17 protein-coding genes and 1 tRNA gene are annotated in these 24287 nt (G+C 70.5%); 8 read left to right on the plus strand and 10 right to left on the minus strand.

What is annotated here, in order from left to right:
* Genes ACFV5H_RS24220 through ACFV5H_RS24230 form a run of 3 tightly spaced genes read left to right on the plus strand, consistent with a single transcriptional unit; the run spans position 1 to position 3466 of the window.
* Positions 1-1824, plus strand: a complete 1824-nt coding sequence (locus ACFV5H_RS24220) for a branched-chain amino acid ABC transporter permease (RefSeq protein ID WP_385056829.1) — start codon at positions 1-3, stop codon at positions 1822-1824.
* A gap of 5 nt (positions 1825-1829) precedes the next feature.
* Complete coding sequence (locus ACFV5H_RS24225; RefSeq protein ID WP_385056832.1) at positions 1830-2753, plus strand: ABC transporter ATP-binding protein; 924 nt, start codon at positions 1830-1832, stop codon at positions 2751-2753.
* Complete coding sequence (locus ACFV5H_RS24230) at positions 2750-3466, plus strand: ABC transporter ATP-binding protein (protein ID WP_385197269.1); 717 nt, start codon at positions 2750-2752, stop codon at positions 3464-3466. The genes ACFV5H_RS24225 and ACFV5H_RS24230 overlap by 4 nt, the downstream gene beginning before the upstream one ends.
* Before the next feature lie 71 nt (positions 3467-3537).
* On the opposite strand, the gene ACFV5H_RS24235 is transcribed toward ACFV5H_RS24230, so the two are convergent.
* Positions 3538-4194, minus strand: coding sequence for a response regulator (locus tag ACFV5H_RS24235; protein ID WP_359345469.1), 657 nt, complete (start codon positions 4192-4194; stop codon positions 3538-3540).
* A 105-nt stretch (positions 4195-4299) separates the two neighbouring features.
* Between ACFV5H_RS24235 and ACFV5H_RS24240 the strand changes: the two genes are divergently transcribed.
* Positions 4300-4372: transfer RNA gene (locus tag ACFV5H_RS24240), tRNA-Leu, on the plus strand.
* A 104-nt stretch (positions 4373-4476) separates the two neighbouring features.
* Here the strand turns inward: ACFV5H_RS24240 and pyk are convergent.
* Together pyk and ACFV5H_RS24250 are read right to left on the minus strand one after the other, a co-directional pair.
* The gene (pyk, locus tag ACFV5H_RS24245) at positions 4477-5913 is read right to left on the minus strand and encodes a pyruvate kinase (protein ID WP_385056840.1); all 1437 of its coding nucleotides are present in this window, start codon (positions 5911-5913) and stop codon (positions 4477-4479) included.
* A gap of 163 nt (positions 5914-6076) precedes the next feature.
* Entirely contained in the window at positions 6077-6754 is a 678-nt protein-coding gene (locus ACFV5H_RS24250) for an SIMPL domain-containing protein (RefSeq protein ID WP_385056843.1), read from the minus strand.
* Between the two features lie 153 nt (positions 6755-6907).
* On the opposite strand from ACFV5H_RS24250, the gene ACFV5H_RS24255 reads away from it, so the two are divergent.
* The gene (locus ACFV5H_RS24255; protein WP_385056844.1) at positions 6908-8713 is read left to right on the plus strand and encodes a bifunctional metallophosphatase/5'-nucleotidase; all 1806 of its coding nucleotides are present in this window, start codon (positions 6908-6910) and stop codon (positions 8711-8713) included.
* 26 nt (positions 8714-8739) lie between these two features.
* Here ACFV5H_RS24255 and ACFV5H_RS24260 read toward each other — a convergent pair whose 3' ends face one another.
* From ACFV5H_RS24260 to ACFV5H_RS24275, 4 genes are all read right to left on the minus strand, one after another.
* Positions 8740-10131, minus strand: a complete 1392-nt coding sequence (locus ACFV5H_RS24260; RefSeq protein ID WP_385197270.1) for a lysine N(6)-hydroxylase/L-ornithine N(5)-oxygenase family protein — start codon at positions 10129-10131, stop codon at positions 8740-8742.
* A 147-nt stretch (positions 10132-10278) separates the two neighbouring features.
* Positions 10279-12864 carry an aminopeptidase N gene (pepN, locus tag ACFV5H_RS24265; RefSeq protein ID WP_385197271.1) on the minus strand — a complete coding sequence of 862 codons (2586 nt, stop codon included), beginning with the start codon at positions 12862-12864 and terminating at the stop codon, positions 10279-10281.
* 48 nt (positions 12865-12912) lie between these two features.
* Positions 12913-13455: a two-component system response regulator gene (locus ACFV5H_RS24270; protein ID WP_385056852.1), complete on the minus strand. Its 543-nt coding sequence runs from the start codon at positions 13453-13455 to the stop codon at positions 12913-12915.
* 111 nt (positions 13456-13566) lie between these two features.
* Positions 13567-13944 carry a chorismate mutase gene (locus ACFV5H_RS24275; protein ID WP_385056855.1) on the minus strand — a complete coding sequence of 126 codons (378 nt, stop codon included), beginning with the start codon at positions 13942-13944 and terminating at the stop codon, positions 13567-13569.
* Between the two features lie 81 nt (positions 13945-14025).
* On the opposite strand from ACFV5H_RS24275, the gene ACFV5H_RS24280 reads away from it, so the two are divergent.
* Positions 14026-14925 (plus strand): hypothetical protein, encoded by a 900-nt coding sequence (locus ACFV5H_RS24280; RefSeq protein WP_385056858.1) that lies wholly within the window; start codon positions 14026-14028, stop codon positions 14923-14925.
* A gap of 101 nt (positions 14926-15026) precedes the next feature.
* On the opposite strand, the gene ACFV5H_RS24285 is transcribed toward ACFV5H_RS24280, so the two are convergent.
* On the minus strand, positions 15027-15752 hold the full coding sequence (locus ACFV5H_RS24285; protein WP_385197273.1) for a vWA domain-containing protein: 726 nt from the start codon (positions 15750-15752) through the stop codon (positions 15027-15029).
* Between the two features lie 145 nt (positions 15753-15897).
* Here ACFV5H_RS24285 and ACFV5H_RS24290 point away from each other — a divergent pair, with 145 nt between their 5' ends.
* Complete coding sequence (locus tag ACFV5H_RS24290; protein ID WP_385197274.1) at positions 15898-16824, plus strand: rhomboid family intramembrane serine protease; 927 nt, start codon at positions 15898-15900, stop codon at positions 16822-16824.
* Positions 16821-17738: a chitosanase gene (locus tag ACFV5H_RS24295; RefSeq protein WP_385056866.1), complete on the plus strand. Its 918-nt coding sequence runs from the start codon at positions 16821-16823 to the stop codon at positions 17736-17738. Before ACFV5H_RS24290 ends, ACFV5H_RS24295 begins: the two co-directional genes overlap by 4 nt.
* Positions 17739-17859: 121 nt before the next feature.
* Here the strand turns inward: ACFV5H_RS24295 and ACFV5H_RS24300 are convergent, their stop codons facing one another.
* Both ACFV5H_RS24300 and gltB read right to left on the minus strand, forming a co-directional pair.
* Positions 17860-19323 (minus strand): glutamate synthase subunit beta, encoded by a 1464-nt coding sequence (locus ACFV5H_RS24300; RefSeq protein WP_385056869.1) that lies wholly within the window; start codon positions 19321-19323, stop codon positions 17860-17862.
* Complete coding sequence (gene gltB / locus ACFV5H_RS24305) at positions 19316-23917, minus strand: glutamate synthase large subunit (protein WP_385197296.1); 4602 nt, start codon at positions 23915-23917, stop codon at positions 19316-19318. The genes ACFV5H_RS24300 and gltB overlap by 8 nt, the downstream gene beginning before the upstream one ends.
* Positions 23918-24287 lie beyond the last annotated feature (370 nt).

The following is a 24287-nucleotide window of genomic DNA, read 5'->3' on the forward strand; positions in this document are numbered from 1 at the left end:
ATGACCACACAGACCACCGCTTCGACCACCGCGGCCGCCCCCACCGCGAACGCTTCCACCGGCCTCATCGGCATACCCCCGCACATCGGCCGGGCCCTCGCCACCGGCGGCAGCGTCCTCACCGTCGTCTCCACCTTCCTCGCGTGGACCTGGACCGCCGAGTTCCCCGGCGACCTCACCTTCTACGGCTACCCGGGCGGACTCCAGGTCCTCGTCCTCATCGGCGGCGCACTCGCCACCCTGTTCGGACTCGCCTCCTACGGCGTCAAGGGACTGGGCTGGCTCACCCCGGCCGGCGCCGACGCGGCCGTCAAGTACGCCGCACTCGGCACCTTCGCCACCGCCTGGTACACGATCCTCGCGATCAGCTTCCAGCTCGGCGGCCTCGTCAACCTCGAACCCGGCGGCTACGTCGTCGCCGTCGCCACGCTGATCGCCCTCCTCGGCGCCCTCGCCCTCCCCTTCGAGCGGCCCGAACCCGATCCCTTCGACCCGGACGACACCGGCTGGGAGCAGTTCAAGCACAGGGCCGGCCACAACATGGCCGTCCTCCGGGCGGCGTTCGCCTCCGGCAGCCCGCGCCCCGTGCGCGCCCTGCCGTCCTACGCCGAGATCCTGATCATCGTCGCGGTCCTGGCACTCGCCCTGGTCGTCTTCACCTACGGCATCGGCACCGAGTACGACGAACTCTTCGTCGGCTTCCTGATCACCGCCGGCTTCGCGTTCGCCGCCCTCAACCGCTCCGGGCTGATCGCCCACGCCTCGCAGATCACCGCGCGGCACACGAACATCACCGTCTGCGGCGCCTTCGTCGCGGCGGCCTGCTTCCCCTTCACCCAGACCGACGACCAGTACGCCACCCTCGGCGTCTACATCCTCATCTTCGCCACGGTCGCCCTCGGTCTGAACATCGTCGTCGGACTCGCCGGCCTGCTCGACCTCGGATACGTCGCCTTCCTCGGCGTCGGCGCCTACGCGGCCGCACTCGTCTCCGGGTCCCCCAGCTCGCCGTTCGGCGTCCACTTCCCCTTCTGGGCCGCCGTGCTCGTCGGGGCCGTCGCCTCCCTCGTCTTCGGCGTCCTCATCGGCGCCCCGACGCTGCGCCTGCGCGGCGACTACCTCGCCATCGTCACCCTCGGATTCGGTGAGATCTTCCGGATCGCGGCCAACAACACCGACGGCACCTCCGGACCGGACCTCACCAACGGCTCCAACGGCATCGCGTCCATCCCGGACCTGAAGATCCTCGGCTTCGACCTCGGCGTCCAGCACGACATCGCCGGCTTCACCATCGGCCGGTTCGCCAACTACTTCTTCCTGATGCTGCTCATCACGGCCGTCGTCGTCCTCGTCTTCCGGCGCAGCGGCGACTCCCGCATCGGCCGCGCCTGGGTCGCCATCCGCGAGGACGAGACCGCGGCGCTCGCCATGGGCATCAACGGCTTCCGGGTCAAGCTCATCGCCTTCGCCGTCGGCGCCACCCTCGCCGGCCTCGCCGGAACCGTCCAGGCACACGTCACCTACACCGTGACCCCCGAGCAGTACCTGTTCGCCGGCACCACCCCGCCCAACTCCGCCTTCCTGCTCGCCGCAGTCGTCCTCGGCGGCATGGGCACCATCGCCGGACCCCTCATCGGAGCCGCGCTGCTCTTCCTGATCCCCAACAAGCTCCAGTTCCTCGGCGACTACCAGCTCCTCGCCTTCGGTCTCGCACTCGTCCTGCTGATGCGCTTCCGCCCCGAGGGCCTCATCCCCAACCGCCGCCGCCAGCTGGAGTTCCACGAGGACGACGCGCCCGCAGTCCTGAGCAAGACAGGGGCCTGACCACCATGACCACCGACACCACCACCAAGGACACCGCTCCGGGCGCACCCGCCCCCGGTGAGACCGTCCTCGACGCACGCGGCGTCACGATGCGCTTCGGCGGACTCACCGCCGTCCGCGACGTCGACCTCACCGTCCGCAGCGGCGAGATCGTCGGCCTCATCGGCCCCAACGGCGCCGGCAAGACCACCTTCTTCAACTGCCTGACCGGTCTCTACATCCCGACCGAGGGCGAGGTCCGCTACAAGGACAAGGTCCTGCCGCCCAAGCCCTTCAAGGTCACCGCCGCCGGCATCGCCCGGACGTTCCAGAACATCCGGCTCTTCGCCAACATGACCGTCCTGGAGAACGTCCTCGTCGGCCGCCACACGCGGACCAAGGAGGGCTTCTGGTCGGCCGTCCTGCGCGGACCCGGCTTCCACCGGGCGGAGGCGGCCTCCCGCGAACGGGCCATGGAACTCCTGGAGTTCGTCGGCCTCGCCGCGAAGGCCGATCACCTCTCGCGCAACCTCCCCTACGGCGAACAGCGCAAGCTCGAGATCGCCCGCGCCCTCGCCAGCGAACCCGGTCTGCTGCTCCTCGACGAGCCCACCGCCGGTATGAACCCCCAGGAGACCCGGGCGGCCGAGGAGCTCATCTTCGCCATCCGCGACCAGGGCATCGCCGTCCTCGTGATCGAGCACGACATGCGGTTCATCTTCAACCTCTGCGACCGCGTCGCCGTCCTCGTCCAGGGCCAGAAGCTCGTCGAGGGCGACCCGGCCACCGTCCAGGGCGACGAGCGCGTCATCGCCGCCTACATCGGTGAACCCATGGAGAACGACCCCGGCGCCGCCGAAGCCGCCGAAGTCGAGGCCGCCGAAGCCGCGGCCGAGACGGAGGCCGAGGCCGCCACGGACGCCGCGCCCGGCAAGGAGAACGACCGATGACCGCACTCCTCGAAGTCGAGGACCTCAAAGTCGCCTACGGCAAGATCCAGGCCGTCAAGGGCATCTCCTTCAGCGTCGACGCCGGCGAAGTGGTCACCCTCATCGGCACCAACGGCGCCGGCAAGACCACCACCCTGCGCACGCTCTCCGGGCTCCTCAAGCCCGTCGGCGGCCAGATCAAGTTCAACGGCAAGTCGCTCAAGAAGATCCCCGCCCACAAGATCGTCTCCCTCGGGCTCGCCCACTCCCCCGAGGGGCGGCACATCTTCCCCCGCATGACGATCGAGGACAACCTCCGCCTCGGCGCCTTCCTCCGCAGCGACAAGGCGGGCATCGAGAAGGACATCCAGCGCGCCTACGACCTCTTCCCCATCCTCGGGGAACGCCGCAAGCAGGCCGCCGGAACCCTCTCCGGCGGAGAGCAGCAGATGCTCGCCATGGGCAGGGCGCTGATGTCCCAGCCCCAGCTCCTCATGCTCGACGAGCCCTCCATGGGCCTCTCGCCGATCATGATGCAGAAGATCATGGCGACCATCTCCGACCTGAAGTCCCAGGGCACCACCATCCTGCTCGTCGAGCAGAACGCCCAGGCCGCCCTCTCCCTGGCCGACCACGGTCACGTCATGGAAACCGGCAACATCGTCCTCTCCGGCACCGGTCAGGACCTCCTCCACGACGAGTCGGTCCGCAAGGCCTACCTCGGCGAGGACTGATCCGCACGACGAGGCCCGCGCCCCCCCCTGCCGAGCGGGGAGCGCGGGCCTCCTGCCGTACACGGGCGGTGCTAGCCCTTCGACGCCTTCTTCTCCTCGGCGTCGTCGATGACCGCCTGCGCCACCTGCTGCATCGACATCCGCCGGTCCATCGACGTCTTCTGGATCCACCGGAACGCCGCCGGCTCGCTCAGCCCGTACTGCGTCTGCAGCACCGACTTCGCCCGGTCCACCAGCTTCCGCGTCTCCAGCCGCAGGCTCAGGTCGGCGACCTCGCGCTCCAGCTCCTTCAGCTCCGTGAACCGCGACACCGCCATCTCGATCGCGGGCACCACGTCGCTCTTGCTGAACGGCTTCACCAGGTACGCCATCGCGCCCGCGTCCCGCGCCCGCTCCACCAGGTCACGCTGCGAGAACGCGGTCAGCATCAGCACCGGGGCGATGCTCTCCTCGGCGATCTTCTCCGCCGCGGAGATGCCGTCCAGCTTCGGCATCTTCACATCGAGGATCACCAGGTCGGGCCGGTGCTCGCGCGCCAGCTCCACGGCCTGCTCACCGTCACCGGCCTCACCGACGACGGAGTACCCCTCCTCCTCCAGCATCTCTTTGAGGTCGAGCCGGATCAGGGCCTCGTCCTCGGCGATCACGACACGGGTCGTCATCGGAGGCACGTGCGACTTGTCGTCATCGGGCACGTCTACGGGCTGGGGCGACTCGGGGGCGCTCACGTGGGCTCCTTGGTGCGGGGCAGGCCGGTACTGCTGACAAGAGCGTACCCAGCTGCGATAAGGTGGGGGCACGGCGGGTGACCGTCGACCTTTGTTTTACAGGGCGCCCCGGTAGCCCAGCGGTAGAGGCAATGGTCTCAAACACCATCCAGCGTCGGTTCGAATCCGACCCGGGGTACTTTTCCTTGATATCCAAGGTCACCATTTGAGAGCGGATGTCCACCTTTTCGGTGAACATCCGCTTTTTCCGTCCTTCCCGCTTGCGCGCCCCGGCCGCCCCGGCTACCTGGGGCTGTCGTCCTCGCCGATGTGGTGGACGCGGACCATGTTCGTCGAGCCGGAGACCCCCGGCGGGGAGCCCGCCGTGATGACGACCGTGTCGCCCTTCTCGCAGCGGGCGTACTTCAGGAGCAGCTCGTCGACCTGGTCGACCATCGCGTCCGTCGTGTCCACGTGGGGGCCGAGGAAGGTCTCCACGCCCCAGGTGAGGGTGAGCTGGGAGCGGGTGGCCGGGTCGGGGGTGAAGGCGAGGAGGGGGATGGGGCTGCGGTAGCGGGAGAGACGGCGGGCGGTGTCACCGGACTGGGTGAAGGCGACCAGGAAGCGGGCGCCGAGGAAGTCGCCCATCTCCGCCGCCGCGCGGGCGACCGCGCCGCCCTGGGTGCGGGGCTTGTTGCGCTCGGTGAGGGGCGGGAGGCCCTTGGCGAGGATGTCCTCCTCGGCGGCTTCCACGATGCGGGCCATGGTGCGCACGGTCTCGACGGCGTGTTTGCCGACGCTGGTCTCGCCGGAGAGCATGACGGCGTCGGTGCCGTCGATGACGGCGTTGGCGACGTCGGAGGCCTCCGCGCGGGTGGGACGGGCGTTGTCGATCATCGAGTCGAGCATCTGGGTGGCGACGATGACCGGCTTGGCGTTGCGCTTGGCGAGCTTGATCGCGCGCTTCTGGACGATCGGCACCTGTTCGAGGGGCATCTCGACGCCGAGGTCGCCGCGGGCGACCATGATGCCGTCGAAGGCGGCGACGATGTCGTCGATGTTCTCGACGGCCTGCGGCTTCTCGACCTTGGCGATGACGGGGAGGCGGCGGCCCTCCTCGTCCATGATCCGGTGGACCTCCTTGATGTCGCGCCCGCTGCGGACGAAGGACAGGGCGATCACGTCGAAGCCGGTGCGCAGCGCCCAGCGCAGGTCGTCCTCGTCCTTCTTGGAGAGCGCGGGGACGGAGACGGCGACGCCGGGGAGGTTGAGGCCCTTGTGGTCGGAGACCATGCCGCCCTCGACGACGGTGGTGCGGACGCGGGGGCCGTCGACGGCGGTGACTTCGAGGGTGACCCTGCCGTCGTCGACGAGGATGCGCTCGCCGGTGGTGACGTCGTCGGCGAGGCCGGCGTAGGTGGTGCCGCAGATGTCGCGGTCGCCTTCGGTGCCCTCCTCGACGGTGATGGTGAAGGTGTCCCCGCGTTCAAGGAGTACGGGACCTTCGACGAAGCGGCCGAGGCGGATTTTCGGGCCTTGAAGGTCGGCGAGGAGGCCGACGCTGCGGCCGGTCTCGTCGGCGGCTTTCCGCACCCGTCGGTAGCGCTCCTCGTGCTCGGCGTGCTCGCCGTGGCTGAGGTTGAATCGGGCGACGTCCATTCCGGCATCGACCAGGGCTTTGATCCGGTCGTAGCTGTCGGTGGCAGGGCCCAGGGTGCAGACGATCTTCGCTCGGCGCATGTTTCGAGCCTAGGGCTTACCGGCCGGTAGCGACCTGGTGGCGTGTGACGACTCAACGGCCAGTGAATGAAGGGTTGTTGACAAGTGTTGAATTGTGCACCGGGTCGCTCCGATGAGCATGTGCGCCCTCGGTTTTCGAATACCGGTTCCATGAATGCCGGTTCTACAGCCGGGGCGGCTGGAGCGTGAAGCGTGCGCCGACCTCGGCGTGGACGTACTGCCGCCGGGGTTCGAGGTCGAGGGGCGGGGGCGGGGCGTCCTCGGCGGCCGCGGCGAACGCCATGGAGCGGGCCCGGGGGAAGGGTTCGGGTCCCGCCGCGGCGTCGGTGAGTTCGATGAGGGCGGCGAGGGTGGTGCCGAGCGCCTCGGCGTATTCGCGAGCGCGCCGGACGGCGTCGTGCACCGCCAGTCGCCGCGCCTCGCGGTGGGCGGGGGAACCCGGACGGAGGCTCCACCAGGGGCCGTCGACACGGGTGAGGTCGAGGTCGGCCAGACGGGTGACGAGTGCGCCGAGGGCGGCGAAGTCGGCCAGGTCGGCGGTGAGCTGGACGGTGCCGTGGTGGGCGCGGACGCGTTCGCCCCGGCCGTGGGGGCTGAGTTCCGGGGTGACGGTGAGGGCGCCGGTCTCGAGGTGCTCGACGGCGTCGCCGTAGGACCTGAGCAGGTCGAGGGCTTCCGTGGTGCGGCGGGTGAGGTCGTCGAGGGTGGTGCGCCGGTCACGGCCGCGCGCGGTGCGGGTGACGGCGATGCGGGCGAGGTCGGGGGCGGTTTCGAGGTGGGCCTCGCCGCGGACGGCGAGATGGGGGGCGCCGGGTGTGCCGTACGGGTGAGGGGTGGTCATACGTCCCACTGTGTCACCGGTCGTACGGGTGCGGGGAGGGCGCGGGACACCGGATCGCAACCTGGGAGGTCTGTTCCGCGTGGGCGTGTTCAGGTCAGAATCATCGGGCGAATCTACGCGCGTTGTTCCGTTGTTGTCCGAGGAGAGCCTGACATGCCGTTGAACCGCCGGAAGTTCTTGAAGAGGTCCGCCGTGACGGGGGCGGGGGTGGCGCTGGCGGGTACGGCGGCGGTCCCCGCGGCCGAGGCCGCCGGGGCGGGACGGGGGAGGAAGCCGGTGAAGCGGTACGCGCTGACCGTGATGGGCACGACCGACCTGCACGGTCACGTCTTCAACTGGGACTACTTCAAGGACGCCGAGTACACGGACGCGGCCGGCAACGCGCAGGGCCTGGCTCGGGTGTCGACGCTGGTGGACCAGGTGCGCGAGGAGAAGGGCCGGCGCAACACGCTGCTGCTGGACGCGGGCGACACCATCCAGGGCACCCCGCTGACGTACTACTTCGCGAAGGTCGACCCGATCACCGCCGAGGGCGGTCCGGTGCACCCGATGGCACAGGCGATGAACGCCATCGGGTACGACGCGGTGGCGCTCGGCAACCACGAGTTCAACTACGGCATCGAGACGCTGCGGAAGTTCGAGGAGCAGTGCGACTTCCCGCTGCTGGGCGCCAACGCGCTGGACGCGAAGACGCTGAAGCCGGCCTTCCCGCCGTACTTCATCAAGAAGTTCCACGTGAAGGGCGCTCCCCCGGTGAAGGTGGCGGTCCTCGGGCTGACCAACCCCGGCATCGCGATCTGGGACAAGGCGTATGTACAGGGCAAGTTGACGTTCCCTGGTCTTGAGGAGCAGGCGGCGAAGTGGGTGCCGAAGCTGCGGTCGATGGGCGCGGACGTGGTGGTGGTGTCGGCACACTCGGGTTCCTCGGGCACGTCGTCGTACGGTGACCAGCTGCCGTACGTGGAGAACGCGGCAGCGAACGTGGCGCGGCAGGTGCCGGGGATCGACGCGATCCTGGTGGGGCACGCGCACCAGGAGATCGCGGAGCTGCGGGTCGCCAACGAGGAGACCGGCAGGGAGGTCGTGCTGTCGGAGCCGCTGTGCTACGCGGAGCGGCTGACACTGTTCGACTTCGAGCTGGCCTTCGAGCGGGGCCGGTGGCGGGTGGAGTCGGTGAAGGCGTCGCTGCGGGACGCGGCGACGGTGGAGGACGACCCGAGGATCACCCGGCTGCTGCGCGACGAGCACGCGCAGGTCGTGGAGTACGTCAATCAGGTGGTGGGGTCGGCGACCGAGACGCTGACGACGGTGGAGGCGCGCTACAAGGACGCGCCGATCATCGACCTGATCAGCAAGGTGCAGGAGGACGTGGTCAGGGCGGCCCTCGCGGGCACCGAGTACGCGTCGCTGCCGGTGCTGTCGCAGGCGTCGCCGTTCTCGCGGACCTCCGAGATCCCGGCGGGCGAGGTGACGATCCGGGACCTGTCGAGCCTGTACGTGTACGACAACACGCTGGTGGCGAAGCTGATGACGGGCGCGCAGGTGCGGGCGTACCTGGAGTACTCGGCGGAGTACTTCGTGCAGACCGCGGCCGGTGCGGCGGTGGACGTGGCGAAGCTGACCAACGCGGGCGGCCGCCCGGACTACAACTACGACTACGTCTCGGGGCTCGCCTACGACATCGACATCGCGCAGCCGGCGGGTTCGCGCATCAGGAACGTCACGTTCGGCGGCGCCCCGCTGGACGACGCGGCGCAGTTCGTGTTCGCGGTGAACAACTACCGCGCCAACGGCGGCGGCGCGTTCCCGCACGTGGCGTCGGCGAAGGAGCTGTGGGCGGAGTCGACGGAGATCCGGACCCGGATCGCGGAGTGGGTGACGGCGAAGGGTGTGCTGGACCCGGAGGACTTCGCGTCCGTCGACTGGAGGCTGACGCGGGACGGTACGCCGGTGTTCTGATCCCCGTTCCTCCGTAAGGGTGATGGTCAGGTCCCGTCCGCCAGTGGGGTGAGCCGTACGGCTCGCCGGGCGGGCGGGACCTGTGGCGTTCCGGGGTGGAGGCCGAAGGTGGTGAAGGCGGTGCGGGCGGGCTGGGGGTAGGCCTGGCGGCCGGTGAGGTGGTTGAGGATCGTGGCGCTGCGCCAGGCGGCGAGCCCGAGGTCGGGGGCGCCCACGCCGTGGGTGTGGAGTTCGGCGTTCTGGACGTACACGCTGCCGGTGACGGCGGGGTCCAGGTCGAGGCGGAAGTGCGCGTCGACGCGGGGCCGGCCGGCGTGGTCGCGGCGCAGGTGGGGGTCGAGGGACGCGAGGAGGTGGTCGAGGGGGCGCGGGCGGTGGCCGGTGGCGAGGACGACGGCGTCGGTGGTGAGACGGGTGCGGGTGTGCTGCACGGTGTGTTCGAGGTGGAGCTCGAAACGGGCGGGGCCGAGGCGTCCGGCGGTGCGGACGTGGACGGCGGGGGTGAGGACGGTGTCGGGCCAGCCGCCGTGGAGGGTGCGCCGGTAGAGCTCGTCGTGGATGGCGGCGACGGTGCCGGCGTCGATGGCCTTGTGGAGCTGCCACTGGGCGGGGACGAGCCGGTCGCGGACGGGTTCGGGCAGGGCGTGGAAGTAGCGGGTGTGGTCGGGGGTGAAGTGCTCCAGGCCGAGTCTGGAGTACTCCATGGGGGCGAACGCGCCGGTGCGGCCGATCCAGTGGAGGCGTTCCCGTCCGACGGGCCGGTGGCGCAGCAGGTCGAGGAAGACCTCCGCGCCCGACTGCCCGGTGCCGACGACGGTGATGTGGCCGGCGGCGAGGAGGGTGTCGCGGTGGGTGAGGTAGTCGTCGGAGTGGATCACGGGGACGCCGGGAGCGTCGGCGAGGGACCGCAGCGGCTCGGGCACCCGGGGCTCGGTGCCGACGCCGAGGACGAGGTGGCGGGCGTGGACCCGGCCGGCGGAGGCGGCCTGTCCGTCCGGGCCGAGCCGGGTGAGGTCGACCTCGAACAGGGCGCGTTCGGGACTCCAGCGGACGGTGTCGACGTGGTGGCCGAAGTGGAGCGCGGGGAGGCGGTCGGCGACCCAGCGGCAGTAGGCGTCGTACTCGGTGCGGCGGATGTGGAAGTGCTCGGCGAAGTAGAACGGGTAGAGGCGCTCGCGGGCCCTGAGGTGGTTGAGGAAGGTCCAGGGGCTGGTGGGGTCGGCGAGGGTGACGAGGTCCGCGAGGAAGGGCACCTGGACGGTGGCGTCGTCGAGGAGCAGGCCGGGGTGCCAGGTGAAGCGGGGGTTCTGGTCGTAGAAGGCGGTGCTCAGTCCGGGGAGGGAGTGGGCGAGGGCGGCGAGGGAGAGGTTGAAGGGGCCGATGCCGACGCCGACGAGGTCGCGGGGCGGGGTGCTCATGGACTGTCCTCCGGGGCGCGGTGCGCGGGAGGGTCCAGCTTGGACGGGAGTGGGCTGCGGCGCCCGAAAAGCCCGGTGAATACCCCTCGAAGGGGGTAAGTCCGCCTTCGAGGGGTGTTCTCGGCCGCCGGGCCGCTTCCGCCGGACCTACTTCTGCTGTACGCGCAGGGCGCGGGCCAGGTCGTCGAGCTGGTCGACGAGCTTGCGGCGCAGTGCGGGGATCGGGTCGGCCTTGCGCAGGCACTTCTCGCCGAGCTTCAGGGTCTCGGCGTCGACCGCGTGGGCGGGGAAGGCCCAGCGTCCGGCGGCCTCGGCGATGGCGGGGCCCCGGCGGGCGGCGACGGCCACGGCGTCCTTGAAGTAGCGGGACACGTAGGGCCGTACGAGATCGGCCTGTTCGGGCTGCCAGAAGCCCTGGGCGGTGGCGGTGAACAGGTAGTTGGACAGGTCGTCGGAGCCGAACATGGCGTCCCAGGCGCGGGCCTTGGCGTCCTCGTCGGGCAGGGCGGCACGGCAGCGGGCGGCGCCCTCCTGGCCGGTGGCGCTGGGGTCGCGGGCGAGTTCGGCGGCGATGGCGGCCTCGTCGGTGGCGCCGAGCACGGCGAGGCGGGCGAGGACCCGCCAGCGCAGCTCGGGGTCGAGTTCGGGACCGCCGGGGACGGTGCCGTCGGCGAGCCAGGCGGCGATGGTGTCGGGGTGGGCGGCGGTGTCGATGCGGTGCCGCACGGCGATCAGACGCAGACCGGGGTGGTCGCCGTCCTCGGTGCGCCGGATGAGGTCGCGGCACAGCTCGGTGAGGGTGGCCAGCGCGGCCGGCCGCTGGTCGGGGGTGAGGTAGCGGCCGGCGATGTGGACGGAGGCGAAGGCGAGGACGCCCTGGACGAGGGCGAGGTCGGTCTCGTGCGGGAGGTGGGCGCGGGCGATGTCCAGGAAGTCGCCGGCGGGCAGCTCGCCGTCGCGGACGGCGTCCCTGAGCGCGTTCCACACCACCGCGCGGGTGAGGGGGTCGGGCAGACCGGACAGCCGGGCGCGCAGGGTGTCCAGGGAGTCGGCGTCGAAGCGGATCTTGGCGTAGGTGAGGTCACCGTCGTTGAGGACGACGAGGGCGGGACGGGTGCCGCCGGTGGCGATGGCGATGCTCTCGTGGGCGGGGATGTCCGCCTCGAAGCGGTCGCGCAGGGTGAGCCGGCGGGCGTCGTGCAGGTCGTGGTCGTAGACGCCGATGGTGATGCGGTGCGGGCGCGAGCCGCGGGCCTGGACGGGAGTACCGGCGTGCTCCGCCCCGGGGCGGTCCTTGTCGGGGCCGGGCGCCGGCCGGGTCACGAGGCCCCCCTTGTTCTCGATGCCCAGACGCCAGTAGGCGTTGTCGCCGTTGCCCGGTTCGGGGACGAGGGTGTCGACGCCCGTGGTGCGCAGCCAGGCGTCGGCCCAGGCGTGGACGTCGCGCTCGGTGGCGGAGGCGAGGGACTCGATGAAGTCGGCGAGCGTGGCGTTGGCGAACCTGTGCCGGGCGAAGTGGGTGTTGATGCCGGCGAGGAAGTCCTTCTCGCCGAGCCAGGCGACGAGCTGGCGCAGGGCGGAGGCGCCCTTGGCGTAGGAGATGCCGTCGAAGTTGAGCAGGGCGGAGGCGGTGTCCTCGACGTTCTCGGGGGCGACGGGGTGGGTGGAGGGCCGCTGGTCGGCGTCGTAGCCCCAGGGCTTGCGGGTGACCCCGAAGTCGGTCCACGTGTCCGTGAAGCGGGTCGCCTCGGTGAGGGTCTGGTAGCCCATGTACTCGGCGAAGGACTCGTTCAGCCAGATGTCGTCCCACCACGCGAGGGTGACGAGGTCGCCGAACCACATGTGGGCCATCTCGTGGGCGATCACCATGGCGCGGGTCTGTCGTTCGGTGTCGGTGACGGCGGAGCGGTAGACGAACTCGTCGCGGAAGGTGACCAGTCCGGGGTTCTCCATGGCGCCCGCGTTGAACTCGGGGACGAAGGCCTGGTCGTAGGAGTCGAAGGGGTAGGGCTCCTCGAACTTCTCGTGGTAGCGGTCGAAGCAGGCGCGGGTGATGTCGAGGAGTTCGTCGGCGTCCGCGTCGAGGTACGGGGCCAGCGAGCGGCGGCAGTGGATGCCGAAGGGCAGACCGCGGTGCTCGGTGCGCACGGAGTGCCAGGGGCCGGCGGCGACGGCGACGAGGTAGGTGGAGATCAGCGGGGTGGGGGCGGCCCGCCACACGCCCTCGCCGGTGTGCTCGGTGACGCCGTTGGCGAGGACGGTCCAGTGCCGCGGGGCGGTGACGGTCAGCTCGAAGACGGCCTTGAGGTCGGGCTGGTCGAAGGCGGCGAAGACGCGCTGCACGTCGTCGAGGAAGAGCTGGGTGTAGACGTAGGTCTCGCCGTCGGTGGGGTCGGTGAAGCGGTGCATGCCCTCGCCGGTGCGGGAGTAGCGCATGCTCGCGTCGACGCGCAGCTCGTGCTCGCCGGCGGTGAGGTTCTTCAGCGGCAGCCGGTTGCCGTCGAGGGCGCCGGCGTCCAGGGGCTGTCCGTCGAGGGTGACGGAGCGCAGCTCGGCGGGCTTGAGCTCGACGAAGGTGTCCGCGTCCGTACGGGCGCTGAACCTGATCAGGGTGCGGGAGTCGAACGTCTCGTCACCGGTGGTCAGATCGAGTTCGATCGTGTAGCGGTGGACGTCGAGGAGCTGTGCTCGGTTCTGCGCTTCGTCGCGCGTCAGTACGGACATGCGGGCCATGCTGCCTGATGCGGTCGCCGAACCACAGGGGCGGATCGGGTACGCACCCTATGTCCGGTCTCGTTCGAGCTCCCCGGTGTGCGCCCCGGCGGGCCCCGAGGGCGGCGTGTGCGCGTGCGGGTGGGGCAGGGCGGGATGTCCGGGAGCGGGGTTGCGTTCCTCCAGCCGGGCGCGCAGGGCGCGGACCTCGCGTTCCAGGGCGAGCCGGCGCTGGTGCGCGTCGTAGAGATGACGGATCTTGGTACGCAACGCCCACGGGTCGACCGGTTTGGTGACGAGATCGGCTACGCCGAGGGCGTACGCGGCGGCGCCGAGCTGCGGGTCGCGGGCGAAGCCGGTGAGCAGGACGACGGGAATGAGCTGGGTCTGTTCCAGGCGCCGCATGTAGCGCACGACGTCGAGTCCGCCGATGCCGGGCGGCCTGACGTCCAGGAGCAGCAGGCCGACGTTTCCGCGCAGCAGCTGTTTGAGGGCCTCGTCGCCACTGGTGGCCCGGCCCAGCAGGTGGCCCAGCGGGGCCAGGGCGCTCTCCAGGGCGTACAGGGTGTCCTCGTGGTCGTCGACGATGAGGATGCGGGCGTTCGGCGGCATGCGGCGCGTCCCTCCTCGCAAGGGACCGGATGGCTGTCCGGGGGCCGGCGGGTGGTGCTCGCCGGCCGACAAGGAGTGCACGGGGCAGCATGCTCCCCGCGGGCGGCTCTGTCACTCCCCGGGGGAGGACGTCGTGGTGGGGTTCGCCGAGGGCGTGGCGCCGCCCGCGGTGTCCTCGGCGATGCGCTCGTGGTGGCGGATCACCTCGGCGATGATGAAGTTCAGGAACTTCTCCGCGAAGGCCGGGTCGAGTTTGGCGTTCTCGGCGAGGGCGCGCAGCCGGGTGATCTGGCGGGCCTCCCGGCCCGGGTCGGCGGGCGGCAGCTGGTGCTCGGCCTTGAGGCGGCCGACCTGCTGGGTCGCCTTGAAGCGTTCGGCGAGCATGTGGACGACGGCCGCGTCGATGTTGTCGATGCTGTCGCGCAGCCGGGCGAGCTCTTCGCGGACGGCGAGGTCGGCGTCACCGGTGGTGGTGTTGCTGGTGGTCATGGTGGGTCACATTACGGGGCGGGCACCGGCCGGGGCGGGCCCGTACAGTGGAACCGGGTTCAGGGCGTCCGGGGGTGAGACGTGGCGAACGGCGGACCGGTCGAGCACGGTTATCCGCATCTGGAGACGGTGCGGGCGGCCGTCACCGCGCTGTACCGGCGGCTGTCGTACGACACGGTCCGCACGTTCTCGGTGAGCGTGGCGCCGGCCGATGTGGCGTTCTGCGACACGGACGATCTCCATCTGGGGGCGCAGCGGGTGGCCCGCGAGCTGGTGCGGCACTACCGGCTGCCGGACGCGCGGCTGATCGTCGGGTTCCGTGAGATGACGCATGCGGCGAGCGTGGAACTGGCGGCCGGGCCGGAGTACTTCGTCGAGCTGAACGACCGGTTCCGGACGCATCGGCGGGACATCGGGGCGGCCCTGGCGCACGAGGTGGCGCATGTGTACCTGCACCGGCTGGACCTGTCGTTCCCGGGGACGCGGGAGAACGAGATCCTGACGGACACGGTGGCGACGTACCTGGGGGCGGGGTGGCTGCTGCTGGACGCGTTCCGTCAGGACGGGGCGTCGTCGCAGAAGCTGGGGTACCTCACTCCGGAGGAGTTCGGGTACGTGCTGGCGAAGCGGGCGGTGGTGTTCGGGGAGGATCCGTCGGTGTGGTTCACCAGCGCGGAGGCCTATACGGCGTACACGGAGGGGGTGGCGCTGGCGCGCCGGGACTCGGAGCAGCCTCCGCTCGTTTCCGCCGGGTGGGTCGGCAGGCGGCGGTACGCGCGGGACCGGCGGTATGCGGAGGGGCACCCCGTTCCGGCGGGGGCGCGGGGGGACGTGCCGTACCGCTTCACGGCGGGTGGTCAGGAGGTGTTGCGGGTGTCGTTTCCCTGTCCTACGTGCCATCAGCGGATTCGGGTGCCGGTGCGGGGGCGCGTGCGGGCGCGGTGCGGGCTGTGCCGGACCGTGTTGGAGTGCGACACCTAGCGGTATCGGGGCTCGGTTCTCCGGGTGCGGGTGCGTTGTGGTCGATCGCGCCCACGCGGCGGAGCCGCATGTCGATACAGCCCCGCGCCCCTGTGGGGGCGCTACTCCTCGCCCACGATTCCCTGTGCTCGTGCTGCCGCCAGCCACTTGGGGAATTCGCCCACCATGCGGTCGTACAGGTCCGCGTCCGTGACCCTGCTCGGGTTCTCGCCCGCGTGGAAGAAGCCGGCGTTGTCCACGATCCGTTTGGTCGGGACCGCCAGGTCGTCCAGTTTGCGCAGGTAGTCGAACTGTTTGCTGTTCGGGTCGCCGAAGCCGACGAACTGCCAGAACAAAGGGAGGCGGGCGGCCTTGCAGAGGTACTTCTCCGCGGCGAGTTTGTTGATGGGGCCGCCGTCCGTCTGGAAGATCACCAGAGCGGGGGCCGTGGAACCGCTGTCCAGGTAGTGGTCGATGACCGCGTCCATCGCCAGGTGGTAGCTGGTCCTGCCCATGTGGCCGAGGCCGGACACGATCCGTTCGATCCGGCCCCGGTGGTCGGCGAGGGCGATGTCGGTGACGGCGTCGACGTCGGTGGAGAAGAAGACGACCGGCACGGTGCCGTCGTCGTCGAGGTGGGCCGACAGGCCCAGCACCCGGTCGGCGAGCGCCTGCACGCTGCCGTCCCGGTAGTACGGCTTCATCGAGCCGGAGTAGTCGACCACCAGGTAGACCGCGGCGCGCAGCCCGTCCAGACCGTGCTTGGCGAGGGACACCCCGGCGGTCTTGTAGAGGCTGACCAGCGCGGGCGCCGTCTCCTCGATCCTGCTGAGACCGATCGCGGCCATACGGCTCCCCCTCGTCACGGAACTGGCCCCGAGGGTACGGCACGTCACCACCCCACCGTTCGCCCATTCCACAGGCGTTCGATATTTTGTTCGCCGCCGTCCCCACCGGCTCACTTCCGTCCCGTCCCTCCCGAGGAGCCGGCCCGTGGATTCCGAGTCCACCGTCACCACCTGCTACCGCCACCCCAAGGTGGAGTGCCACGTCCGCTGCACCCGCTGCGAGCGGTACATCTGCCCGGACTGCATGCGCGAGGCGGCCGTGGGCCACCAGTGCCCCGAGTGCGTGAAGGAGGGCGCGCGGTCGGTACGGCAGGCCCGCACCCTGGTGGGCGGCCGGGTCTCGGCGGTGCCCGTCGTGACGTACGTGCTGATCGTCCTCAATGTGCTGGTGTACCTGGCGGAGCTGGCGCGGCCCGAGGTCGTGGACCGGTTCGCGATGGTGGGCGCGGGGCTGGTCGGACCGGACGGCGAGCACTACCTGTGGGTCGACCCGTACCCCGGGGGCTTCAGTCCGGAGGGTCTGGTGGACGGGGAGTGGTACCGGCTGCTGACCGGCGTGTTCCTGCACCTGCCGCCCACCGAGGGCACGTTCGGGATCGCCCACGTCGTGATGAACATGCTGGCGCTGTGGAATCTGGGCCGGCTCGTCGAGCCGATGCTGGGCCGGGTGCACTACCTCGCCCTGTACCTGCTGTCGGCGCTGGGCGGTTCGGTGCTGGTGCTGCTGATCGCGCCCGAGGACGCCGTGGTCGGCGCGTCCGGCGCGATCTTCGGCGTGGGGGCCGCGTACTACGTGATGGCCCGGCGCGTCGGGGCCGACATGAGCCAGGTCAACCGGTTCATGGCGGGGCTGCTGCTGTGGCTGGTGGTCTCCGCGCTCGTCACGTCCTGGGAGGGGCACCTCGGCGGGCTGCTGGCGGGCGGCGCGGTGGCGCTGGCGTTCGCGTACGCCCCCAGGGACGGGCGGCGGACGGTGGTGCAGGTGGGAGTGTGCGTGGCGCTGGTGGTGGTGCTGGGGGTGGCCGCGGTGGTCAAGGTGTCCGAACTGACGGGTGGAGGTGTCCCCCAGTGAAACGTGCCGGTGCGCTGGTCCTCGCGGCCGTTCCCGTGATCGCCACGGGGGTGTACTTCGTCCTGCCGACGAACGCGGCCGACGCCCCGGCGGCGCCGTCCGCGGCCACCGTCCAGTCGTCCCGTGAGGACGCCAAGGACCGGGCCGAGGAGAAGCGGGACGCCAAGGAGCGGGCCGAGGACGACGCGGTCGTCGCCGGCCTGCCGGCGGGGCTGGCCGCCCCCGCGAAGAAGGAACTGGCCCAGCAGCTGGTGGCGAGCGCCGAGCACTCGACCACCGACTGGCGCACCACGTACGGTGCCATCGAGGACGAGGGCGACGGCTGCGGCTACACGGCGGGCATCATCGGCTTCTGCACCGGCACCCACGACCTGCTCATGCTGGTCGAGAGCTACACCGAGGACCACCCGGACAACGGGCTGGCGTCCTATCTGCCCGCCCTGCGCGAGGTCGACGGCTCGGACTCCCACGAGGGCCTGGACCCCGGCTTCACGGCCGCCTGGGAGGCGGAGGCGGAGGTGCCCGCCTTCCGGGAGGCGCAGGAGGCGGAGCGCGACCGTCTCTACTTCGAGCCGGCGGTCCGGCTCGCCAAGCTGGACGGCCTCGGCACGCTGGGCCAGTTCGTCTACTACGACGCGATGGTCTTCCACGGCCCCGACACCGACGCGGACGGCTTCTACGCCCTGCGCGAGCGCACGCTGAAGCAGGCGAAGACGCCCGCCGCGGGCGGTTCCGAGAAGAAGTACCTGAACACCTTCCTCGGCATCCGCCGCGAGGCCATGCTCACCCGGTACCCGGACCGCGACACCTCCCGCGTCGACACGGCCCAGCGCCGGTTCCTGGAGGCCGGGAACCTGGGTCTGGAGACCCCGCTGGTGTGGGAGATGTACGGGGACCACTACAGGATTCCCTGAACACGCGAAGGCGCCTGCCCAGTCGTCCGGTCGGGGACTGAGGGCAGGCGCCTTCTGTGTTCCGTACGCCGTTGTACGGGACGTGTGCGAGGGACCGTCAGGTCACCTTGTGCACCGCTCGTCAGACCATCAGCGAGCGGTCCGTCGGGCGGATCGGGGCCGGCAGCTCGCTCGCCCCGGTGAGGAAGCGGTCGCAGCCGCGGGCGGCCGAGCGGCCCTCCGCGATCGCCCACACGATGAGCGACTGGCCGCGGCCGGCGTCACCGGCGACGAACACACCGGGCACGTTGGTCTGGAAGTCGGCGTCGCGGGCGATGTTACCGCGTTCGTCGAGGTCCAGGCCGAACTGCTCGACCAGGCCGTTGTCCCGGTCGGTGCCGGTGAAGCCCATGGCGAGGGTGACGAGCTGGGCCGGGATCTTGCGCTCGGTGCCCGGCTTCGAGGTGAGCTTGCCGTCGACGAACTCGACCTCGCTCATGTGCAGCCACTGGACGTTGCCGTCCTCGTCGCCCTCGAAGTGGGTGGTGGAGACGGAGTAGATCCGCTCACCGCCCTCCTCGTGCGCGGACGTGACCTTGTAGAGCATGGGGAAGGTCGGCCACGGCTGGGAGACCGGGTTCCGCTCCTCGTTCGGGCGGGGCATGATCTCCAGCTGGGTGACGGAGGCCGCGCCCTGGCGGTGGGCGGTACCCACGCAGTCGGCGCCGGTGTCACCGCCGCCGATCACCACGACGTGCTTGCCCTCGGCCGAGATCGGCGGGGCGACGTAGTCGCCCTCCTGCACCTTGTTGGCCAGCGGCAGGTACTCCATGGCCTGGTGGATGCCCTTGAGCTCGCGGCCCGGCACCGGCAGGTCGCGCGCGGTCGTCGCGCCGACGGCGAGGACCACGGCGTCGTACCGCTTGCGCAGCGCGGTGGCCGGCATGTCACGGCCGATCTCCACGCCCGTACGGAACTTGGTGCCCTCCGCGCGCATCTGCTCGATACGGCGGTTGATGTGCCGCTTCTCCATCTTGAACTCGGGGATGCCGTAGCGCAGCAGGCCGCCGATGCGGTCGGCGCGCTCGTACACCGCGACCGTGTGGCCGGCCCGGGTGAGCTGCTGGGCGGCGGCCAGGCCCGCGGGGCCCGAACCGACGACCGCGACGGTCTTGCCGGAGAGGCGCTCGGGGACCTGCGGGGCGACGTCACCGGTCTCCCACGCCTTGTCGATGATCGAGACCTCGACGTTCTTGATGGTGACCGGCGGCTGGTTGATGCCGAGCACGCACGCCGACTCGCACGGAGCGGGGCACAGACGGCCGGTGAACTCCGGGAAGTTGTTGGTGGCGTGCAGCCGCTCGGAGGCGGCGCCCCAGTCCTCGCGGTAGGCGTAGTCGTTCCACTCGGGGATGAGGTTCCCCAGCGGACAGCCGTTGTGGCAGAACGGGATGCCGCAGTCCATGCACCGGCTGGCCTGCTTGCTGATGATCGGCAGCAGGGAGCCGGGAACGTAGACCTCGTTCCAGTCCTTCCTGCGCTCCTCGACCGGACGGGACCTGGCGACCTCGCGGCCGTGGTTCAGAAAGCCCTTCGGGTCAGCCATTGATCGCCGCCTCCATCATCTTCTCGGTGATCTCGGTCTCGGAGAGACCTGCTCGCTCGGCGGCGTCCTTGGCGGCGAGCACTGCCTTGTACGTGCTGGGGATGATCTTGCTGAAGCGCTGCACGGCGGTGTCCCACTCGGCGAGCAGCTTCTCGGCGACGGTGGAGCCCGTCTCCTCCTGGTGGCGGCGGACCACGTCGTGCAGCCACTGCTTGTCGGTGTCGTCCAGGGCGCCCACGGCGTCCAGGTTGCCGGCGTTGACGTTGTTCCGGTCGAGGTCGATGACGTAGGCGATGCCGCCGGACATGCCGGCCGCGAAGTTGCGCCCCGTCTCGCCGAGGACGACCGCGTGACCGCCGGTCATGTACTCGCAGCCGTGGTCGCCCACGCCCTCGGAGACGACCGTCGCGCCGGAGTTGCGGACGCAGAACCGCTCGCCGGTCCGGCCGCGCAGGAACAGCTCGCCGCCGGTCGCGCCGTACGCGATCGTGTTGCCCGCGATGGTCGAGTACTCGGCGAGGTGGTCGGCCGCGCGGTCCGGGCGGACCACGATCCGGCCGCCGGACAGGCCCTTGCCGACGTAGTCGTTGGCGTCGCCCTCCAGGCGCAGCGTGACACCGCGCGGGACGAAGGCGCCGAAGGACTGGCCCGCGGAGCCGGTGAAGGTGATGTCGATGGTGTCGTCGGGCAGACCCGCACCGCCGAACTTCTTCGTCACCTCGTGGCCGAGCATGGTGCCGACCGTGCGGTTGATGTTGCGGATGGCGACCTGGGCGCGCACCGGCTGGGCGTCCTCGGCGCCGGACGCGGCGAGCGCGTCGGCGGCGAGCTTGATCAGCTCGTTGTCGAGCGCCTTCTCCAGACCGTGGTCCTGGGCGACGACCTGGTGGCGGACGGCGCCCTCGGGCAGCTCGGGCACGTGGAACAGCGGGGCCAGCTCCAGGCCCTGCGCCTTCCAGTGGTTCACCGCGCGGGTCACGTCGAGGATCTCGGCGTGGCCGACGGCCTCCTCGATGGAGCGGAAGCCCAGCTCGGCGAGGAGCTCGCGGACCTCCTCGGCGATGAACTGGAAGAAGTTCACGACGTACTCGGCCTTGCCGGAGAACCGGTCCCGCAGGACGGGGTTCTGGGTGGCGATGCCGACCGGGCAGGTGTCCAGGTGGCAGACGCGCATCATCACGCAGCCGGAGACGACGAGGGGGGCGGTGGCGAAGCCGAACTCCTCGGCGCCGAGCAGCGCGGCGATGACCACGTCACGGCCGGTCTTCAGCTGGCCGTCGGTCTGCACGACGATGCGGTCGCGCAGGCCGTTGAGCAGCAGGGTCTGCTGGGTCTCGGCGAGGCCGAGCTCCCAGGGACCGCCGGCGTGCTTCAGCGACGTCAGCGGGGAGGCACCGGTGCCGCCGTCGTGACCGGAGATCAGGACGACGTCCGCGTGCGCCTTGGAGACACCCGCGGCGACGGTGCCGACGCCGACCTCGGAGACCAGCTTGACGTGAATGCGCGCCTGGGGGTTGGCGTTCTTCAGGTCGTGGATGAGCTGGGCGAGGTCCTCGATGGAGTAGATGTCGTGGTGCGGCGGCGGGGAGATGAGCCCCACGCCCGGCGTCGAGTGCCGGGTCTTCGCGACCCACGGGTAGACCTTGTGGCCGGGCAGCTGGCCGCCCTCGCCGGGCTTGGCGCCCTGGGCCATCTTGATCTGGATGTCGTCGGAGTTGACCAGGTACTCGGAGGTCACACCGAAGCGGCCGGAGGCGACCTGCTTGATGGACGACCGGCGGGCCGGGTCGTACAGCCGCTCCGGGTCCTCGCCGCCCTCACCGGTGTTGGACTTGCCGCCCAGCTGGTTCATGGCGATGGCGAGCGTCTCGTGCGCCTCGCGGGAGATGGAGCCGTACGACATGGCGCCGGTGGAGAACCGCTTGACGATCTCGGAGACCGGCTCGACCTCGTCGATCGGGATCGGCTGCCGGCCGGAGGTGAAGCCGAACAGGCCGCGGAGCGTCATCAGTCGCTCGGACTGCTCGTTCACCCGCTCGGTGTACTTCTTGAAGATGTCGTAGCGGCCGGAGCGCGTGGAGTGCTGGAGGCGGAAGACCGTCTCCGGGTCGAACAGGTGCGGCTCGCCCTCGCGGCGCCACTGGTACTCGCCGCCGATCTCCAGCGCGCGGTGCGCGGGAGCGATGCCGGAGGCGGGGTAGGCCTTGGCGTGGCGGGCGGCGACCTCCTTGGCGACGACGTCGATGCCGACGCCGCCGATCTTGGTGGCGGTGCCGTTGAAGTACTTCTCGACGAAGGCGTCCTCCAGGCCGACGGCCTCGAAGACCTGGGCGCCGCGGTAGGAGGCGACCGTGGAGATGCCCATCTTGGACATGACCTTCAGGACGCCCTTGCCGAGGGCGTAGATCAGGTTGCGGATCGCCTTCTCGGCCTCGATGCCCGGCAGGAAGGTGCCCGCGCGGACCAGGTCCTCGACGGACTCCATCGCCAGGTACGGGTTGACGGCGGCGGCGCCGTAGCCGATGAGCAGGGCGACGTGGTGGACCTCGCGGACGTCACCGGCCTCGACCAGCAGACCCACCTGGGTGCGCTGCTTGGTGCGGATGAGGTGGTGGTGGACGGCCGCGGTGAGCAGCAGCGACGGGATCGGCGCGTGCTCGGCGTCGGAGTGCCGGTCGGACAGGACGATCAGCCGGGCGCCGTTCTCTATGGCGGCGTCGGCCTCGGCGCAGATGTCCTCGATGCGTTCGGCGAGCGCGTCACCGCCGCCGGACACCCGGTACAGGCCGGAGAGGGTCGCGGCCTTGAAGCCGGGCATGTCGCCGTCGGCGTTGATGTGGATGAGCTTGGCCAGCTCGTCGTTGTCGATCACCGGGAAGGGCAGGACGACGCTGCGGCAGGAGGCCGCGGTGGGCTCCAGCAGGTTGCCCGACGGGCCCAGCGGGGAGCGCAGGGAGGTGACCAGTTCCTCGCGGATCGCGTCCAGCGGCGGGTTGGTGACCTGCGCGAAGAGCTGGGTGAAGTAGTCGAAGAGCAGGCGCGGGCGCTCGCTCAGCGCGGCGATCGGCGAGTCGGTGCCCATCGAGCCGATCGGCTCGGCGCCGGCCTTGGCCATCGGCGCGATCAGGACCCGCAGTTCCTCCTCGGTGTAGCCGAAGGTCTGCTGACGGCGGGTGACCGAGGCGTGGGTGTGCACGATGTGCTCGCGCTCGGGCAGGTCGGGCAGCTCGATCTCGCCGGCTTCCAGCCACTCCCCGTAGGGGTGCTCGGCGGCGAGCCCGTCCTTGATCTCGTCGTCCTCGATGATGCGGTGCTCGACGGTGTCCACCAGGAACATCCGGCCGGGCTGCAGACGGCCCTTGCGGACGACCTTCGCCGGGTCGATGTCGAGGACGCCGACCTCGGAGCCGAGGACGACGAGGCCGTCGTCGGTGACCCAGTAGCGGCCGGGGCGCAGACCGTTGCGGTCGAGCACGGCGCCGACCTGGGTGCCGTCGGTGAAGGTGACGCAGGCGGGGCCGTCCCAGGGCTCCATCATCGTGGAGTGGTACTGGTAGAAGGCGCGCCGGGCCGGGTCCATGGAGTCGTGGTTCTCCCACGCCTCCGGGATCATCATCAGCACGGAGTGCGGCAGCGAACGCCCGCCCAGGTGCAGCAGTTCGAGGACCTCGTCGAAGGAGGCGGAGTCCGAGGCGTCGGGCGTACAGACCGGGAAGATCCGCTCGAGGTTCTTGTCCTCGGCACCGAACAAGTCGGAGACGAGCTGGGACTCGCGGGCGCGCATCCAGTTGCGGTTGCCCTTGACGGTGTTGATCTCACCGTTGTGCGCGACGAAGCGGTACGGGTGCGCGAGCGGCCACGACGGGAAGGTGTTCGTGGAGAACCGGGAGTGCACCAGCGCGATCGCGGAGCCGAAGCGGCGGTCGGACAGGTCCGGGAAGAAGGGCTCGAGCTGGCCGGTGGTCAGCATGCCCTTGTAGACGATGGTCCGCGCGGACAGCGACGGGAAGTAGACGCCGACCTCGCGCTCGGCGCGCTTGCGCAGCACGAACGCCTTGCGGTCGAGGTCGAGGCCCTTGAGCTCACCGGCGGTGACGAAGATCTGCCGGAAGACCGGCATCGTCGAGCGGGCGGTGGCGCCGAGCAGTTCGGGCGCGACCGGCACCTCGCGCCAGCCGAGGACGGTCAGGTCCTCGGCGGCGGCGATCTCCTCGATGCGGGCGACGGCGGCGTCGGCGCCGTCCTCCGGCAGGAAGGCGATGCCGACCGCGTAACCGCCGGCCTCGGGCAGCTCGAATCCGGCCACCTCGCGGAAGAAGGTGTCCGGGACCTGGGAGAGGATTCCGGCGCCGTCGCCGGAGTCCGGCTCAGAACCGGTGGCACCGCGGTGTTCGAGGTTGCGCAGGACCGTGAGGGCCTGATCCACCAGGGTGTGGGACGCCTCGCCGGTGAGGGTTGCGACGAAGCCGACGCCGCAGGCGTCGTGCTCGTTGCGGGGGTCGTACATACCCTGCGCAGCAGGGCGAGCATCCATGAAAGACCAGTTCAGGCGGTCGCTCGTAGAATGCTGGGACGGCTGGCGCGGCGTACGCATCGGCTCTCCCGTCGTCGTCATGTGGCATGTGCAAGGTGCCGAGGGACGACGTTGGCCCTCTGCGTGGTGCAAAATTTCGTGCAGGTTACATGATGGAGCGGTTCTCGGAAACCGGGATAATCCATTCCAACATGCGGACACCACATGGGTCGCGGCGAGGTTCCGCGCCTGGCGGTGGAAGCTATGGGGGCCGGTCGGACAGATCGGTGTCCATCGCGGCCCGATGGCGGGAAAGGGCTCCTTCGCCCGACCCGCGGGGCACGCCGTCGGCCTCTTTGCCCACAGCGCTTACGGCTCATGCCCAGTGGCCATGCGGCCGAAACCAGCAATTTACGACTACTTATGCGGCCCAACGCATAAGTGCGAGTCG

The sequence above is a fragment of the Streptomyces sp. NPDC059787 genome, from assembly GCF_042732315.1.
Lineage (GTDB): Bacteria > Actinomycetota > Actinomycetes > Streptomycetales > Streptomycetaceae > Streptomyces > Streptomyces atrovirens.